Raw genomic sequence first — 17,121 nt, 5'->3', positions numbered from 1 at the left:
CTTCTCGCGGCCCTCCGGGGCGCGGTCGCCTCGGCGGTGGGCGCCTGACGGTGACCGGGGACTCGCCGACAGACGGCACCTTCCGGCGGGGCCGGCGCCTCGCGCTCGACGTCGGCAAGGCGCGGATCGGCGTGGCGACGTCCGATCCGGACGGTATTCTCGCGACGCCCGTCGAGACCGTGCGGGCGGGCAGCGGCGATATCCGCCGGATCATCGAGCTGGTCGACGAGTACGAGCCGGTCGAGATCGTGATCGGCCTGCCCCGCACCCTGCGGGGTGAGCAGGGCGCGTCGGCGCGGATGGCCACCGGTTTCGGTGACCGATTGCGCGCCGCACTCGCCACGTCCCAGCGATCCGATCCGCCACAGGTATGTTTCACTGACGAGCGGTTCACCACCGTGACCGCACAGCGGGCGCTCCGCGACAACGGGGTCCGGGCGAAGCAGCAACGCTCGGTGATCGACCAGGCCGCGGCCGTGGCCATCCTCCAGGGATGGCTCGACGAGCAACGCCGGCCGCGGCCGGCGGACCCGGATGCCGAGCCCATCGGCCTCGGTGCCGACTTCGAGGAGGACGAGTGAACGACGGCTGGCGGACCCAGCGCGCCGAACCCGTACAGGTAGGTGACGCGGCCGGCGTCGCCCGGCCGCCGCAGACGCGGACCGAGCGCCGCCGCGAGCGCGAGCGCCAGGAGCGCCTGCGCCGCCGCGGCCGCCTCGCATTCGCCACGATCGTCGTGGCGTTCGTGGTGGTGATCGCCGGAATCGCGTATCCGATGCGGCACACCCTGGGCCTGAGCCGCCTGTTCGGCGGCCAGTCGACGGCGGACTGGAGCTCGGGATCCACCGGTCCTCAGCTGATCGTGCATATCACCGGCACCAACAACTCGGACTTCGCGCAGACCCTCGTGGACGCCGGCGTCGTGCGTTCGGCGGGCGCGTTCAACGACGCCGCCGGAGACCAGCCGATCTCGGCCGGCTTCTACGAGCTCAACAAGCACATGTCGGCGTCCGACTGCGTGAAGCTGCTGACCGATCCCGCCCGCACGCACCGGGTCGGGATGTTGAGCGTGCCCCCGGGAGCACAGCTCGACGACAAGCACGGCATCGACGACAAGGTGACGCAGGGCATCCTGAGCATGATCTCCGACGCCACGGCGTACACGCTCAACGGGACGCCGCACCGCGTCACCGTCGACGCTCTGGTGAAGGCCGCGGCGGCGGCCAGCACCGCGGACCTGCAGATCCCCGACTGGGCCACCACCGCGGTGCAGGCCAAGACCGGTGACCATCGCCGCATCGAGGGCCTGATCGCGCCCGGCTCCTGGGACCAGGTCGATCCCCAGGCGTCGCCGACCGCGATCCTCGCGTCGCTGATCTCCGCCTCGGCGGCGAAGTTCCAGGCTGAGGGGCTGCTCGACGTGAGCACCGCCGGCGCGGCGAAGCTCGACCCCTACGAGGCACTCGTCTCGGCGTCGGTGGTCGAGCGCGAGGTCAACCAGGCCGCGTACTACCCGAAGGTCGCGCGGGTGATCCTGAACCGGCTGGCGAGGAAGCAGCGGCTCGAGATGGACTCCACGGTGAACTACACGGCCGCGGTCACCAACATCGACGTGGCGGGCGAGAACCTGTCGAAGCCCACAGACTGGAACACCTACGTCAAGTACGGGTTACCGGCGACGCCTATCGGTGCCGTCGGATCGGACGCGCTGGCCGCGACCGAGGCCCCCGAGCCGGGGCCGTGGCTGTACTTCGTCACCATCGACAAGTCCGGAACGACCCTGTTCACCAGCCAGTTCAGCGTGCACGAGCACAATCGCGAGTTGGCGTGCGCGAACAAGCTGCTGACGACGGGCTGCAAGTGACCCCGGGTGCCACGCTGACCGCCCGCCCGCTGGCCGTCGGCCGCGCCGCGGTGTTGGGCAGTCCCGTCGAGCACTCGTTGTCGCCGGTACTGCACCGAGCCGCGTTCGCCGCACTGGGGCTGGACTGGAGCTACGACCGGATCGAGTGCGACGCGGACCGCCTTCCTCGCCTGGTGGCCGAGTGCGGGCCCGAGTGGGTGGGATTCTCCGTCACGATGCCTGGGAAGTTCGCGGCGCTGGCGACGGCGACCGAACGCACCGACCGGGCCGGCCGTGTCGGTTCGGCCAACACCCTGGCGCGGGTCGACGGCGGATGGATCGCCGACTGCACCGACATCGACGGGGCCGCGGCGCTGCTCACCGCCGTGGGGGCCGACGGTGCCGGGTCCGGGCCGCGCGGGCTCGTGGTCGGCGCGGGCGGCACATCCCTGCCGATGATCGCGGCGCTGGCCGACGTCGGCTACACCGAGGTCGTGGTCGCATCCCGGTCGTGGGAGCGGGCCGCCGGTGCGCTGCGCTGCGCGGAGTCGTTCGGCCTCGCCGCCGAGTGGGTGGCCCTCGAGCCGGCCGCGCTCGCCGGTGTCGACGTGGACGTGGTGGCGTCGACGGTGCCCGCCAAGGCCCTGGAGCGGGGCGTGGTCGGGGTGCTGGCGGGGCTGGCGCCGGCCGTCGCCGACGTGATCTACGACCCCTGGCCCACCCCGCTGGCCGCGGCAGCGGCCGAGCGCGGCGCGACCGTGGCCGGCGGTCTGACCATGCTGTTGGCCCAGGCGTACCGGCAGTGCGAGCTGTTCACGGGCCGACCGGCGCCCCGCGCGGCGATGCGTGACGCACTCACCGCGGCGACCGGGATCCCGCTCTGACCGTAGACGGATAGCGCGCGCGGGCCCCGTGCGCAAGGCGGTATCCACAGATTCCGCCCCTCCACAGGCGCGGGGGTGTGACCTTGCCCGGCCGCGCTGCGCGGGCGAGGGTGAAGAGATGATCCTTCTCCTCGTGGTGGCGCCGGTGCTCGCCTGGCTCTGCGTGGTCGACGCACGTACCGGCCGCCTGCCGAACGCGGTCACCGTCCCCGCGGCCGTCCTCGCCCTCGTCTGTTCCACCGGCTCGGCCGCGTGCGGCGCGTTCGGCGCGCTGCTCGGTGCCGCCGGGTGGACCGCAGTGAACCTGATCACTTTCTGCGCGCGCGGCATGGGCGCGGGCGACGTCAAGCTCGCGGTGAGTCTGGGCGCACTCGTCGGCTGGACAGCCGGGCGGGCCGGCGCGGCGCCGATCGTCGTGCCGGTCGTCGCGCTGGTCGCTGCGATCCTGCTCGCGCAGGTGCTCACCGTGGCGTGGGCGGCCGCCGTGCGCAGCCCCCGCTGCCCGCACGGCCCGCCGATGTGCGCCGCTGCTGCGCTGGTCACGGTGCTGAGCTCGTGAGACCGGGGAGGTGAGCGCCGGGGTGCGCGCGAAGTCACACGGGTGGTGGCGGGGAATACCCGGCGTCGATCCGGGGGGATCGTCCTGACCGCGGGTGTCGAGCGGCTCGTCTACTTTCGGCTGTTGTCGGCTATCGGCAGTTGTCGGCGGTCAGCGCCGCGCGGTCGTGACGACCTGCTCGCGGCGCAGGAGCTCTACGACGATGTGTTCGTCCCGAGTGCGGTCTGGGAGGAGGAGCGTGGACGGACGTTGTGACGAATTCATTGTTCATCATACCTATTCATTAGATTCAGTAATTTTTCTGGAGGTGTATAAGGTAACCTGCATCCGGAGGTGTGCTAAACGGACACAGGAGATCGGATGTGGCATGGAACTGTGAGCAGTGTGGCTCGCAACCTGTGGTGGGTGTTCGCTGTTCCCTTCGTCCTGGTCGCTGTCGGGGCGGAGGCCGCGCATGCAGCGGACCTCGCCGCCGTCCTGGTCTTCGTGTCCGGGTTCTCGTGCGCGGTCGTCGTCGCGCTGGTCGCCGTGCGTTCCCCGGATCGTGCAGGAGCGGCGTTTCTGGCCGTCGGCCTGCTGGCGGCGGCGGTCGGGAATCTGATCTCGCGCCTGTGGGTGACGGGCCCGCAGTATCCGATCGCGCTGCAGGCGCTGGTCGTGATCGGGCACCTGCTGCAGGGCTACGGGCTCATGCGGTGGATGCGTGCCCGGCAGTTGCGTGGCGGATCCGTCTCGGCGGCGTGGCTGCTGCTCGCGGGGTGCGGGGTCGCGCTGTGGGCGGTGGTCGTCGTCGCAGCGGGCGGCCGCGTCGAGGTGCTGGCGGATGCGCGGGTCGCCGGTGTGCTGCGGTTGGCCGTCGACGTCGCGATCCTCGTCGTACTGATGCAGGTGTCGTTCGTGACCGCACGCCGCAACCGGGCCTTCATCCTGGCGCGGTGCACCTTCTCGTTCCACGTCGCCGCATCGGTGGTGCTGCTGATCGCCGCCTGGCATGGACGGGCACCAACCACTCTGTTCCGCACCTTCGCGACCATCGCCTTCGTCCTGGCCGCGGCCACGGTCCTGCATCCGGATTTCGGACGCCACCCGCGCGACAGCGCGGATGTCACCGTCAACTCCGGCGCCTACCGGGTCATCGAGATCGCCACCACCGGCCTCGCCGTCGCGGTCGCACCCGGCCTCGTCTCGCTGTACAGCCTCGAGGACCTGGCGCGGCTCGTGATCGTGGCGGCGTTGGTGGTGGTGATCCTCGTGCGTAGCGATCAGGCGCTGCGGGACCTCGAGCGCGAAGCGGCCGAGGCCCGGTTCGCGAGCACGCACGACGCGCTGACCGGGCTGCCGAACAGTACGGCGCTCGTCGCGGACCTGCAGGAGCCGGAGGACACGACGCTGCTGCTGGTAGTGATCGACGGGGTCAAGACCGTGCTCGACGGCTACGGATACGCGGTGGGCGAGGAGGCCCTGCGGCAGGTGTCCCAACGGATCCGGATCGCCGTCGCCGACCGGGGACGTACCTACCGCCACGACGGCGACGCCTTCGCTGTTCTCATCCGGGGCACACCGGCGCCGGCGCGCGCAGTCGCCGACAACGTCGTCGCCGCCGTTGCGCAGTCGTTCCGCCTCGGGTCCGGACGGGTCGCGCTGGTCGCACGGGTCGGCGTCGCGTCCCGAGGTGATCGCACGCTGTCCGCGGCGGAGCTGATCCGGGAGGCCGACTCCGCCGCCGATTCCGCGCACGACGACGGCACCGGTGGCGTCGTCGTGTTCGACAACCGCCTGCGGGCCGAGGCGGTCGAACGCCTCGAGGTGAGCGCGCGGCTACGGGACAGCCTCGACTCGGGCGCGTTCGAGCTGTACTACCAGCCCATCGTCGCCACCGTCGGCGGCGGCGTCGCCGCCTTCGAGGCACTCATCCGCTGGCGGGACGGCGATGTGATCCGCGGCCCGGACGATTTCATGGGGATCGCCGAGGCGTCGGGCATGATCCTCGAGATCGGTGACTGGGTGCTCGAGACCGCGATCGCGGACATCGAGCGCCGGTGGCGTTGTACCACCTGCCGGCAGCCGGTCGCCGTGAACGTCAGCGCGCGGCAGCTCCGTGACCCTGCGCTCCCTGCACGGGTCGACGCCGCCCTGGCCCGGCGTGGCGTTCCACCGGCCGCGCTGTGGATAGAGCTCACCGAGACGGCGCTCATCGCGGACACCGAGAACGCTGCCCGCGTGCTGTCGGAGCTCGCAGCCCTGGGCGTGCGGATCAGCCTCGACGACTTCGGCGTGGGGTACTCGGCGCTGTCGCACCTGAGCAGCTTCCCGATCAGCGTCGTCAAGATCGACAAGTCGTTCGTCGCGGCGCTCCGGGCGCGGTGCGACGGCGATCAGGACGCGCAGAAGCGACGCGTGGTGGTGGGCGCGATCGTGTCGATGGCGGAACAGCTGGGGCTGGAGACGGTGGCGGAGGGCGTCGAGGACGTCGAGCTCGACGCGCGGATCCGGGAGCTCGGGTGCACGTATGCGCAGGGCTGGCTCCACGGGCGGCCCGAGCCGGTCGTCGCGTGCGCATAGCCCCGGGCGCGGGCGGCGGGCCGGTCGGGTGGAACGATGGTCCCCATGACCGCAGACGCCACCACCGGAGCAACCCAGCGACCGAACGGCGCCGCCGCGCTGACGGTGGCTGAGATTCTGGCGGCGCGCGAGCGGCTGGCCCACGTCGTGATCACGACGCCGCTGCAGTATGCCGAACGGCTGTCGCGGGAGACCGGTGCCCGGGTGTACCTCAAGCGCGAGGACCTGCAGGTGGTGCGGTCGTACAAGATCCGTGGTGCGTACAACCTGATGGCCCAGCTCACCGACGCGGAGAAGGCCGCGGGGGTGGTGGCCGCGTCCGCCGGCAACCATGCACAGGGCGTCGCGTTCGCCTGCCGCGCCATGGAGGTCCGCGGGCGGATCTACATCCCGACGACGACGCCGCGGCAGAAGCGCGACCGCATCCGCGCCCACGGCGGCGCGTTCGTCGAGCTGATCGCGACGGGGGAGACCTACGACGCGGCGGCTGCGGCCGCGCAGGAGGACGTGGCGCGAACCGGGGCGACCTGGGTGCACGCCTTCGACGATCCGCGCACCACCGCGGGGCAGGGCACCATCGGCGTCGAGATCGTCGAGCAGCTCGGTGGCGTGCCCGACGTCACCGTCGTCCCCGTCGGCGGCGCGGGGTGTTTCGCGGGGGTGCACACCTACGTGCGGTCGCAGTCGCCGTCGGCCACCATCGTCGGGGTCGAGCCCTCGGGCGCGCCGTCGCTCGCCCGCGCGTTGGTGGCCGGTGGGCCCGTCGACCTGGCCACGATCGACTCGTTCGTCGACGGTGCCGCGGTGAAGCGGATCGGTCGGCTCGGCTACGAGGTGGCCGCCGCCGCAGGCGCCCAGGTGTGGTCGGGGACCCGGTCCGCGCGTGTCGGGCCCGGCGTCACCGTCATCATGGAGGTCGACGAGGGCGCGGTCTGCACCGCGATGCTGGACCTGTACCAGAACGAGGGCGTGATCGCGGAGCCCGCGGGCGCGCTCGCGGTGGCCGCGCTGCGGCAGCTCGACTTCGCGCCCGGTGCGACGGTGGTGTGCCTGCTGTCCGGCGGCAACAACGATGTCTCGCGCTACACCGAGGTGATCGAGCGATCCCTGGTGCACAAGGGGCTCAAGCACTACTTCCTGGTCGACTTCCCGCAGGAGCCGGGTGCGCTGCGCCGGTTCCTCGACGAGGTGCTCGGCCCCGATGACGACGTCACGCTGTTCGAGTACGTCAAGCGCAACAACCGGGAGACCGGCGAGGCGCTGGTCGGTGTCGAGCTGGGTCGTGCCGAGGATCTCGGTGCCCTGCTGGATCGGATGGAGCGCTCGCGGCTACATTGCGAGCGCCTCGAGCCCGGCTCCCCGGCATACCGCTACCTCACCTGAGCGCCTACTCGACCCGAGCGCGGTCCGGGCTGCCGTCGGCGGGGCCGGCCACCCGGCGCTGTAGGAACCAGGCCTGCGCGCCGAGCACCACACCGAGGTACAGCAGCGTGGTGGTCCCGGTGAACGCGCCGCTGTGCTCGCCGAACAGACGCGGCACCACTATGTCGATGAGCACGTGCAGGCCGATGGCGACTACCCACAGGGCGGCGGTGACGGCGCTGCCCTGCCGCAGGTACCGCCCGTCCGGTCCGGGGAATACCCGCGTGCTCGTCGCGCGCGGGTAGGCGAGTGCCACGCCGATCAGCAACCCGAGTGCGGCCGCGATGCCCTCGCCCACTCCGACGTGGCCGCCGTCGTGGACGAACGAGTAGGCGTCGCAGGCACCGATCACGATGAGGATCAGCGGCAGCTTCAACGGGTTCTCTCGCAGCGGGCGCGGCTGCATCTGGCGGTACAGGATGAGACACACGGCGGCGACGGCGAGGATGGGCGAGATCGAGTTCATGCCGTAGAGCCTCGCGTGATCGGGGCCGCAGCGGATCGGCCCTCGGGTGGACATCCGGGTGGAGATCCGCCCGCGCGGTCTACGAGACGGGCAGGGCGGCTACCGCCTCGGCGATCAGCTCCAGGCTGCGTACCCGCTCGCGCAGGCCGGGGATCATGCCGGAGATCATCAGCTCGTCGGGCTGCGTGGTCGCGATCAGTTCGGCGAGCTGGTCCCGCACGCTGTCGCGCGAGCCGGTGATCCAGGCCGAGCTGGACGGCGCTATGGCCGAGCGCTGCAGGTCCGTGAGCGGTGTCGCCGCAGCCTCCTCAAAGGTCGGGAGCCGCCCGGGTGAGCCGGTGCGCAGCCGCGCCATCGACAGGCGGGCGGGTGCCGCGACCCGCTCGGCCTCGGCGTCCGTATCGGCGGCGACGACGGTGACCGTCAGCATCGCGTAAGGCCGTTCGAGCGCGCCCAGCGCAGACTGGTCGTCCGGCCCACCGGGGCGGAAGCCCTCGCGGTACGTGGCGAGCGCGGGCAACGTCTGCTGCGGGGCGAAGTGCCGGGCGAAGGCGAACGGCAGGCCCAGCATCGCGGCGAGGCGGGCGCTGAACGTCGATGAGCCGAGCAGCCAGATCTCGGGCTCGGCGCCGATGCCGGGGGTGGCGGCGATCGCCGCGTACGGGTGGTCGGCCGGGAACGAACCGGACATGAACGCCCGCAGCTGCGCGAGCGCCTGGGGGAAGTCCTCCACCTTCTCCTCGACCCGGCCGCCGCGCAGCGCGTGTGCCGTGAGCTGGTCCGTTCCCGGGGCGCGGCCGATGCCGAGATCGATCCGGTCGGGGAACAGGGCGTCGAGTGTGCCGAACTGCTCGGCGACCACGAGCGGTTGGTGGTTGGGCAGCATCACGCCGCCGGAGCCGACACGGATGCGCTCGGTGGCGGCCGCGATCTGGCCGATCAGCACCGACGGGGCGGCGCTCGCGATGCCGGGCATGGAGTGGTGTTCGGCGACCCAGAACCGGTGATATCCGAGTCGTTCGGCCTCGCGGGCGACGGCGATGGTGTCGCGCAGCGCGGAGCCGACGGTGGCGTCGGCGGCGACGGGCGCGAGGTCGAGCACGGACAGGGCGGGTCTGGTCACCACCCGTCCAACGTTAGGAGTTCGACGGATCTTCCCCGTCGGCGCCGGCGTGGCCCCCTGCACCGTCGTCGCCCAGCAGGCGTGCCACGACCCGGCGGTAGAGCACCGGTTCCGGCATGGGCAGGCCGAGCATCGCAGCGAGGAGGAGGCCGTCGCCGACCAGCCGCACGGTCTCGGCGACGACGGGGTCGTCGACCTCGGCGCGGATCTGCTCGTCCCACTGCCGGTTGAGATGGACCACGGCGCGGTGCACCTCGTCGTCCCGGCGTTCGGCGGTGCGCAGCGCGGCGGCGATCGACGTGAGCATCTGGGCCTCGCGCGCCTCGTCGTCCTCGAACGCCGAGAGGTACCAGCGAGCGACGGGGCCGTCGATGCCGGCGTTCCAGCGGTCGCTGAGGCGTCCCACCACGCCGAGCAGCAGCGCGTCCTTCGACCTGAAGTGGTAGAGCAGACCACCCTTGCTGACGCCGGCCTCGGCGGCGACGGCGTCGAGGGTCAGGGAGGCGGTTCCCGAGTCGAGCAGGATGCGCTCGGTGGCGTCGAGGAGGCGGTCCTTGGTGGAGGCGGCGGTCACACGGCCGAGCCTACTCGCAACTGTACCGTCTGGACGGTTCTATGGTACTGTACCGTCCGGACGGTTTACAGATACGGATAAGGACAGTGATAGTCATGGCCACCCTCGATGCCTCGACCCGGGTGCTCGCATCCCGTGCCGGTCGGCGGGAGTGGGCCGCGCTCGGGGTGCTGTCGCTCGCGGTGTTCCTCGTGTCGATGGACGCGACCGTGCTCGATATCGCGGTGCCGCACATGACCCAGGCGCTGCATCCGTCGGCGACGCAGCTGCTGTGGATCGTGGACGTCTACTCGTTCGTCCTCGCCGCCCTGCTCATCACGATGGGCAACGTGGGCGATCGCATCGGTCGGCGGAGGATTCTGCTGGTCGGCGCCGTCGCCTTCGCAGCCGCATCGCTGGTCGCCGGATTCGCGGTGTCGCCGGAGATGCTCATCGCCGCACGTGTCGTGCAGGGTGTGGCCGGCGCGACGCTGATGCCCGCCACCCTGGCGCTGATCCATTCGACGTTCACCGTCGCTCGTCAGCGGGCCCTCGCGATCGGCGTGTGGTCCGCGGTCGCGTCGGGTGGCGCGGTGGCCGGCCCGGTGCTGGGCGGCCTGCTGCTCGAGCACTTCTTCTGGGGTTCGGTGTTCGTGATGAACGTGCCGGTGGTGGCGCTGATCGTGATCGCCGCGCCGATGGTCGTCGTGGAGAGCCGCAATCCCGCGCCGGGTCGTCTCGACACGGTGTCGGTCGGGCTGAGCGTGCTTGCGATGATGCCGCTGATCTATGCGATCAAGGAGACGGCGGCGCACGGCCCGAGCGGGCTGTCCGGAGCTGCCGCGCTGGTCGGCGTCCTCGCCGGGGTCGTCTTCCTGCGCAGGCAGCGGTGGCTCGCGGCGCCGCTGATCGACGTGTCGCTGTTCCGTCGGCCGGCGTTCACGGTCGCGGTGCTGACCAACCTGATCGCGGTCTTCGCGGTGTCGGGCCTGCTGTACTTCGGCGCGCAGTACCTGCAGGTGGTGCACGGCATGTCGACGCTGCGGGCGGGGCTCGCGTTGGCGCCCGCCATGGTGGCGAGCGGCGTCGCGGCGCTCGCGGCGGCGCCGCTCATGCGCCGATACTCGGCGCGGACGGTCCTGGTGGTCGCCCTGTCGCTGCAGGTGATCGGCGCTGTGGTGATGTTCGGCGTGCGCGCAGACGGTGGCGTCGCGCTGTATCTGGTGGTGGAGACGCTGATCGGGATCGGTGCGGGCGCGGTGCTCACGCTGACGTCGGCACTGGTGCTGTCGGCGGTTCCCGGTGACCGCGCGGGCGCCGCGTCGGCGGTGACCGAGACCGCGTACGAGGCGGGCCACGCACTCGGCGTCGCGATCCTCGGATCTGTGGGGACCGCGGTGTTCCACGCGGGTGTCGACGTGTCCGGCCTGCCCGAGGGACCGGCGCACGACGCGCGGGAGACGATCGGGGCGGCGGTGCAGGTCGCGTCGGGTGTCGGCGGCGACGTGGGCGCCCGGGTGCTGGCGTCGGCGTCGGAGGCGTTCGTGTCGGGTATCCACGTCGCGGCGGCGGTGTCCGGGCTGGCCTCGCTGCTCATGGCGGTGCTCGCCCTTCGCCTCCTGCGGCGCTGATCCCGCCGTCGTCTGGCCGCGACCGGCCCGCTCGTAGCCTCCACTACGGGCGGGCCCGCCCGCCGTGGGCGAGTCGGCGACATGCTTTACGGCGACGAAACATGCCGGCCATCCGGCATTCCTAGGCTGGTCCGGTCGCCCCTGGATCGGCGGGGGCAATTGCGCTAGGGGGCAATGGCCATGACTGGAAACAACGTTCGCCTGCAGGCGATCAAGGACGTCGAGGCGTACACGCCGCCGGCGGTGACGGTGCCGGCGGGCGAGGTCCCCGGCGAGGTGTACGGCGAGAACGTCTTCAACCTGGAGGTGATGCGAAAGCGATTGCCCAAGGCGGTTTTCAAATCCGTGGCCGCGACTATTCAGCGCGGCGCGCCGCTCGACCCGGCGGTCGCCGACTCGGTGGCGGCAGCGATGAAGGACTGGGCACTGGAGAAGGGGGCGACGCACTACGCGCACGTCTTCTACCCGCTCACCGGGCTCACCGCAGAGAAGCACGACAGCTTCTTCGAGCCGCTCGTGGACGGTTCCGCGCTCGCCGAGTTCGCAGGCAAGACCCTGGTGCAGGGCGAGCCGGACGCCTCGAGCTTCCCGAACGGCGGGCTGCGCAATACCTTCGAGGCCCGCGGCTACACCGGCTGGGACGTCACCAGCCCGGCGTACATCCTGCAGAACCCCAACGGCCACACCCTGTGTATCCCCACGGTGTTCGTATCGATGACCGGCGAGGCGCTCGACCACAAGACCCCGCTGCTGCGGTCGCAGCAGGCGATGGGCAAGCACGCCGAGCGGATCCTCAAGCTGTTCGGGCACGAGGATCCCGGCCACATCGTCTCGTTCTGCGGACCTGAGCAGGAATACTTCCTGGTCGATCGCCACTTCTTCCTCGCGCGCCCCGACCTGCTGAACGCGGGCCGCACCCTGTTCGGCACCAAGCCGCCCAAGGGGCAGGAGTTCGACGACCACTACTTCGGCGCCATCCCGTCGCGGGTGCTGGGGTTCATGATGGACACCGAGCGGGAGCTGTTCAAGCTCGGGATCCCCGCCAAGACCCGGCACAACGAGGTGGCCCCGGGCCAGTTCGAGATCGCCCCGATGTTCGAGCAGGCGAACATCGCTGCCGACCACCAGCAGCTGCTGATGACCACCTTCAAGGCCGTCGCCAAGAAGCACGGCATGGAGTGTCTGTTCCACGAGAAGCCGTTCGCGGGCGTCAACGGCTCGGGCAAGCACGTCAACTTCTCGATCGGCAACGCCGAGCTCGGGAGCCTGTTCGTGCCCGGTGACAACCCCCATGACAACGCACAGTTCCTGGTGTTCTGCGGCGCGATCATCCGCGCCGTGCACAAGTATGCGGGCCTGCTGCGGGTCTCCGTGGCCTCGGCGACCAACGACCACCGGCTCGGTGCCAACGAGGCACCGCCTGCGATCATCTCGATCTTCCTCGGCGATCAGCTCGCCGACATCTTCGACCAGATCGCGAAGGGCGCCGCCACCTCGTCGAAGGGCAAGGGCACCATGACGATCGGCGCCGACACGCTGCCGGTGCTGCCCACCGACCCCGGCGACCGCAACCGTACGAGCCCGTTCGCGTTCACCGGCAACCGGTTCGAGTTCCGCGCTCCGGGCTCGATGCAGACGGTGAGCGTGCCGATGGTCACGTTGAACACGATCATGGCGGAGTCGCTCGACGCGATCGCGACCGAGCTCGAGGGGGCGGTCGCCGCCGGCACCGACTTCGACAGTGCGGTCCAGCAGCTGCTCACCGAGATCATCACCGACCACGGCGCGGTGGTGTTCAACGGCGACGGCTACTCGGACATGTGGCAGGAGGAGGCGGCCTCCCGCGGTCTGCCGAACCTGCGCACCACCATGGACGCCCTTCCGGAGCTCGTCACCGACAGTGCGATCGAGCTGTTCGAGAAGTACGGGGTGTTCAACGCCCGCGAGATGCACAGCCGCTACGAGATCGGGCTCGAGCAGTACGCTCTGACGATCGGTGTCGAGGCGCGCCTGACGCTGGAGATGGGTACCACGGTGGTGCTGCCCGCCGCGGTCCGGCACCAGACCGAGACGGCCGCCAACTTCACCGCGCTCACCGCCGCCGGACTGGAGCCGGACGCCGGGCCGCTGAAGTCGGTGTCCGAGCAGGTCACGGCGCTGCGTACGGCGCTCGCCACGCTCGGCGACGTGCTGGCGGTGCACGCCGGCGACTCGGCGTTCGACGAGGCGACCCACGCGCACGACAAGCTGCTGCCGGCCATGGCCGACGTCCGGGCCGCGGCGGACGCGCTCGAGACCGTTGTCGCGGACGACCTGTGGCCGCTCCCGACCTACCAGGAGATGCTGTTCGTCCTGTGAGCCTGTGAGCGCGCGGTCGCCCGCGCCTACCGTGCGGTGCGTAGGACGGCGAACGAGTGGCCCGGCACCGTCGTCCGCTCGGGCCCGGCGGACGGGGCGTCCCACCACAGCAGTGGTTCGCCCCCGAACGGCGCGGTGACCGGGGCTGGAGTGAAGTTGACGACCAGTGTGAACGGCCCTCGGTGCACAGCGAACCAGGACTCGTCGTCGGGGTACTCGGTGCGCACCGACCGAAGGTCGGACGCGGTGACCTCCGGGTGCGTTCCGCGGAACGCGAGCAGGTCGCGGTAGGTGGCCAGGAGGCGGGCGTGTGGCTCGCGATCGCGCTCGCTCCAGTCCAGCTTGGATGCGGCGAACGTCCCCGGGTCCTGCGGGTCCGGGACGTCGCCCTCCGGCCACCCGTGTTCGACGAACTCCGCTATCCGGCCCTTCGCCGTGCGGCGCGCGAGTTCCGGCTCGGGGTGGCTGGTGAAGAACTGGAAGGGGGTCGCAGCACCCCACTCCTCGCCCATGAAGAGCATCGGCGTGAACGCCGAGAACAGCACCAGCGCAGCCTTCACCGCCAGCTGTCCGGGTGTCAGGTATGCGCTCGGCCGGTCGCCGGTCGCGCGGTTGCCCACCTGGTCGTGGGTGCACGTGTACGCGAGCAGCTGCGACCCGCGAACCACCGCCGGGTCGATCCGCCGACCGTGGCGCCGGCCGCGGAACGACGAGTGGGTGCCGGCGTGGAAGAAGCCCTCCCGCAACACCGTGGACAGGCACGCGGCGCTACCGAAGTCGCGGTAATACCCCTGTCGCTCGCCGGAGACGATGGTGTGTACGGCATGGTGCATGTCGTCGTCCCATTGCGCGGCGAGCCCGTACCCGCCGCGCTCGCGCGGCGTCACCAGCCGGGGGTCGTTGAGGTCCGACTCGGCGATCAGATGCAGCGGTCGGCCGAGCTGCCCGGACAGCACCTCCGTCCGCTCGGCCGATTCCTCCAGTATGTGGACGGCGGTGGTGTCGGCGAGGGCGTGGACGGCGTCGAGCCGCAGTCCGTCGGCACCGAAGTCGCGCAGCCAGCGCACCGCACTGCCGAGGATGTACTCACGCACCTCGTCGCTACCGGGGCCGGCGATGTTGATCGTGCGGCCCCATGTGTTCGCGCCCTCGGCCTCGTACGGACCGAATCGGCCGAGGTAGTTGCCCGACGGACCGAGGTGGTTGTACACCGCGTCGATCAGTACCCCCAATCCGCGTGCGTGCGCGGCGTCGATGAACCGCACCAGCCCGTCGGGCCCGCCGTACGGCTCGTGCACCGCGTACCAGAGAACACCGTCGTAGCCCCAGTTGTGCACGCCGTTGAACCCGTTGACCGGCATCAGCTCCACGAATCCGACGCCCAGGTCGACGAGGTGGTCGAGGCGTCCGATCGCGGCGTCGAACGTGCCCTCCGGTGTGAACGCGCCCACGTGCAGCTCGTACACCACGGATCCTTCGAGTTCCCGACCGCGCCAACGGTTCTCGCGATCAGCGCTCGACGCACCGGTCTCGGAGTGCCGATCGGCGGCCCACAGCTGCGACGGTGCGTGGACGCCGTCGGGCTGCCGGGGTGACCGCGGATCGGGAATCACCGTCGGGTCACCGTCGAGCAGGAACCCGTAGCGCGCCTCCGCTGCGGCCGGCACCGTAGCGGACCACCACCCGCCGTCGCGTGGTGACATCGTGTGGGTGACCCCGTCGACCCACAGTTGGACCGACTCCGGGCGGGGCGCCCATACCTCGAACGTGTGCGTCATCGCTGCCGACAGTACCGCTGGCGGCGACTACCTCCCAGTCGAGCACCCGGTCCGGCTCAGTGCAGGCGCTCCCAATCGGCGGCGCGGCGGCCGTGGACGTCGAGGATGTCCAGTACCGAATCCGGATCGGGGTGCGTACCGCCGGCGATGCGTCCCACGATGTCGAACCGACGGTCGGCCAGCCGCTCGAACCGCCACTCATCGTCGATCGGGCGGGCCGCGATGAAGGTCGTGACCTGTGCGAGTGCCGGCTGATCGAGGCAGGGCTCCGCCTCGTCCACCTCGATCTCGGCGTATGTGCGCGACCCCAGCCGCGCGAACACCGTGTTGGTCATCGGGACGGCCGCGAGCGCCGGGACGTCGCCGCGCAGGATCAGTCGGTCGAAGACCTCGGCCGCGAACTGCCACGCGCCCGCGAGCGATGCGAAGCCGATCAGCAGGTGTGCGGCCGCCTCGGGATCGGAGACACACCCGAGGAGCGACCGCCGTCCCTCCCGGTGTGCGCGGACCTCGATCGCTGTGCCGCCGCCGGCCTGCACGACGTGCGCCGAGAAGCGCGCAGTCCCCGTCCGCAACTGCAGTTGCCCACTCGCCGTGAGGGTCGCCGACAAGCCGTGTTCGTCCAGGGAGTCGGCCACGAGGTGCAGCGGTGAGCGCTGCGCTCCAGTGCAGCCGCCCTGCAAGACGCCGTCGAGCGCCCGACGACCGGGGCGGTCGCCGGGAGTGGTGGTGGAGGTCGCTGTGGTGTTCATAGCCGCAAGTGTGCGACAGGGCTACGACAAGTTCGAACGCACGCGCTGACGGCGTCCTGCGAGGGTACCGTGAATCAGCTGGTCAGCAGCGCTATCGGCCGTTCGAGAAAAAGCTCTGCCGCGGTCGTGGGGCCGGTGTGGACCGCCCCGCTCAGCCGGTCGCGCCAGGTACCGGGCGGCAGCGCAGCGACCGTGCCGCGCCAGCCACCGTCGGCGCCGAGCCGGAGCGACCACCGGGCGGCCACCGCGATGACGTCGGGTGCCTTGCCGGCCGGCCCGCGGGCGAAGCCGAGGACGTGCGCAGCGGCGGGGCCGGTAGCAGCGAGCGGGGTGTACGTGCCCCCCACGAAGCTCGCCGGCCGCTCCCACCGCAGCCGTAGTGCGGCTCGGACCAGGTCGAACTTGGGGTGCCCGGGCCGCGGCGCCGCCGGATCGACCGGGCGCCGGTTGTCGGGGTCCACCAGCGAGTCCTCCCACAGCTCCGTGCCCTGGTAGACGTCCGGCACCCCCGGCCCCGCGAGCTGCAGCAGCTTCTGGCCGAGCGAGTCGGCGCGCGCGAACGGCTCGACGGACGCGGCGAACGTGCTGAGCGCTGCGGCCACCGGGCCGTCGAGCACCTCGTCGAGGAAGGCGTGGGCCGCATCCTCGAACGCCGCGTCGGGCGCCGCCCAGGACGTCCCGATCCCGCCCTCCCGCATCGCCTTCTCGGCATATGCGTGTAGCCGCGCGCGCAGCGCTTCGGTCGCCGCGGACCCGGGCACGACGCCGTCGGCGGGCCACACCCCCAGCAGGGTCTGCCACAGCAGCATCCCGGTCACCGGCTCGGGCGGGCTCGCGGTCATCTGCGCGGACCACGCGTCCAGTGCCGCCGCCCAGTCGCCGGGACACTGCGACAGCACGGAGATCCGGGCACGTACGTCCTCGCCGCGCTTGGTGTCGTGCGTGGAGAGCGCCGTCATCGTCGCCGGCCACTGCGCCGCGCGCGCCGCGAACGCCGGGTGCGGGTCGGACGGGCCGAACCTCGCCGGTTCGCCGCCCACCTCCTGTAGCGACACCAACCGCGCGGTCCGGTAGAACAGCGTGTCCTCGACGGACTTCGCGGTCACCGCGCCGCACAGTTGGGAGAACCGGGCGTCGGCCTCGCCGCCCGCTCGCCGCGCGGCGGCCAGCGCCTCGAACGCGGGCCCGGG

General features: G+C 71.3%; 14 protein-coding genes. 8 read left to right on the top strand and 6 right to left on the bottom strand.

Annotated features, from left to right (window positions below; all coding sequences use genetic code 11):
- Positions 1 to 44: 44 nt before the first annotated feature.
- From ruvX to ilvA, 6 genes are all read left to right on the top strand, one after another.
- A complete protein-coding gene (gene ruvX, locus ABD908_RS22360) occupies positions 45 to 581 on the top strand; it encodes a Holliday junction resolvase RuvX (protein ID WP_345000172.1) in 537 nt (178 codons plus the stop codon).
- On the top strand, positions 578 to 1,864 hold the full coding sequence (locus tag ABD908_RS22355) for an endolytic transglycosylase MltG (protein ID WP_345000168.1): 1,287 nt from the start codon (positions 578 to 580) through the stop codon (positions 1,862 to 1,864). The genes ruvX and ABD908_RS22355 overlap by 4 nt, the downstream gene beginning before the upstream one ends.
- A complete protein-coding gene (locus ABD908_RS22350; protein ID WP_345000170.1) occupies positions 1,855 to 2,727 on the top strand; it encodes a shikimate dehydrogenase in 873 nt (290 codons plus the stop codon). Before ABD908_RS22355 ends, ABD908_RS22350 begins: the two co-directional genes overlap by 10 nt.
- Positions 2,728 to 2,845: 118 nt before the next feature.
- Positions 2,846 to 3,286, top strand: a complete 441-nt coding sequence (locus tag ABD908_RS22345; RefSeq protein ID WP_345000166.1) for a prepilin peptidase — start codon at positions 2,846 to 2,848, stop codon at positions 3,284 to 3,286.
- A gap of 375 nt (positions 3,287 to 3,661) precedes the next feature.
- On the top strand, positions 3,662 to 5,848 hold the full coding sequence (locus tag ABD908_RS22340) for a putative bifunctional diguanylate cyclase/phosphodiesterase (RefSeq protein WP_345000164.1): 2,187 nt from the start codon (positions 3,662 to 3,664) through the stop codon (positions 5,846 to 5,848).
- A gap of 36 nt (positions 5,849 to 5,884) precedes the next feature.
- Positions 5,885 to 7,231 (top strand): threonine ammonia-lyase IlvA, encoded by a 1,347-nt coding sequence (gene ilvA, locus ABD908_RS22335; RefSeq protein WP_385921100.1) that lies wholly within the window; start codon positions 5,885 to 5,887, stop codon positions 7,229 to 7,231.
- Between the two features lie 4 nt (positions 7,232 to 7,235).
- Here ilvA and ABD908_RS22330 read toward each other — a convergent pair whose 3' ends face one another.
- From ABD908_RS22330 to ABD908_RS22320, 3 genes are all read right to left on the bottom strand, one after another.
- Positions 7,236 to 7,736: a hypothetical protein gene (locus ABD908_RS22330; RefSeq protein WP_345000160.1), complete on the bottom strand. Its 501-nt coding sequence runs from the start codon at positions 7,734 to 7,736 to the stop codon at positions 7,236 to 7,238.
- A gap of 79 nt (positions 7,737 to 7,815) precedes the next feature.
- Entirely contained in the window at positions 7,816 to 8,859 is a 1,044-nt protein-coding gene (locus tag ABD908_RS22325; RefSeq protein ID WP_345000158.1) for an LLM class flavin-dependent oxidoreductase, read from the bottom strand.
- A gap of 13 nt (positions 8,860 to 8,872) precedes the next feature.
- On the bottom strand, positions 8,873 to 9,433 hold the full coding sequence (locus tag ABD908_RS22320; protein ID WP_345000156.1) for a TetR/AcrR family transcriptional regulator: 561 nt from the start codon (positions 9,431 to 9,433) through the stop codon (positions 8,873 to 8,875).
- 95 nt (positions 9,434 to 9,528) lie between these two features.
- On the opposite strand from ABD908_RS22320, the gene ABD908_RS22315 reads away from it, so the two are divergent.
- Both ABD908_RS22315 and ABD908_RS22310 read left to right on the top strand, forming a co-directional pair.
- Positions 9,529 to 11,043: an MFS transporter gene (locus ABD908_RS22315; protein WP_345000154.1), complete on the top strand. Its 1,515-nt coding sequence runs from the start codon at positions 9,529 to 9,531 to the stop codon at positions 11,041 to 11,043.
- A 180-nt stretch (positions 11,044 to 11,223) separates the two neighbouring features.
- The gene (locus ABD908_RS22310; RefSeq protein WP_345000152.1) at positions 11,224 to 13,401 is read left to right on the top strand and encodes a glutamine synthetase III family protein; all 2,178 of its coding nucleotides are present in this window, start codon (positions 11,224 to 11,226) and stop codon (positions 13,399 to 13,401) included.
- Between the two features lie 26 nt (positions 13,402 to 13,427).
- On the opposite strand, the gene treZ is transcribed toward ABD908_RS22310, so the two are convergent.
- The 3 genes from treZ to ABD908_RS22295 all read right to left on the bottom strand — a co-directional run.
- Positions 13,428 to 15,179 (bottom strand): malto-oligosyltrehalose trehalohydrolase, encoded by a 1,752-nt coding sequence (treZ, locus tag ABD908_RS22305; RefSeq protein WP_345000150.1) that lies wholly within the window; start codon positions 15,177 to 15,179, stop codon positions 13,428 to 13,430.
- A gap of 56 nt (positions 15,180 to 15,235) precedes the next feature.
- A complete protein-coding gene (locus tag ABD908_RS22300) occupies positions 15,236 to 15,931 on the bottom strand; it encodes a hypothetical protein (RefSeq protein WP_345000148.1) in 696 nt (231 codons plus the stop codon).
- Positions 15,932 to 16,005: 74 nt separating this feature from the next.
- On the bottom strand, positions 16,006 to 17,121 hold a 1,116-nt coding region (locus ABD908_RS22295; RefSeq protein ID WP_486390721.1), incomplete at its 5' end, for a malto-oligosyltrehalose synthase.

This window comes from Tsukamurella soli (assembly GCF_039541155.1).
Classification (GTDB): Bacteria; Actinomycetota; Actinomycetes; order Mycobacteriales; family Mycobacteriaceae; genus Tsukamurella; species Tsukamurella soli.
The sequence above is the reverse complement of the archived record's forward strand: the minus strand, read 5'-3'. Positions and strand labels throughout refer to the sequence as shown.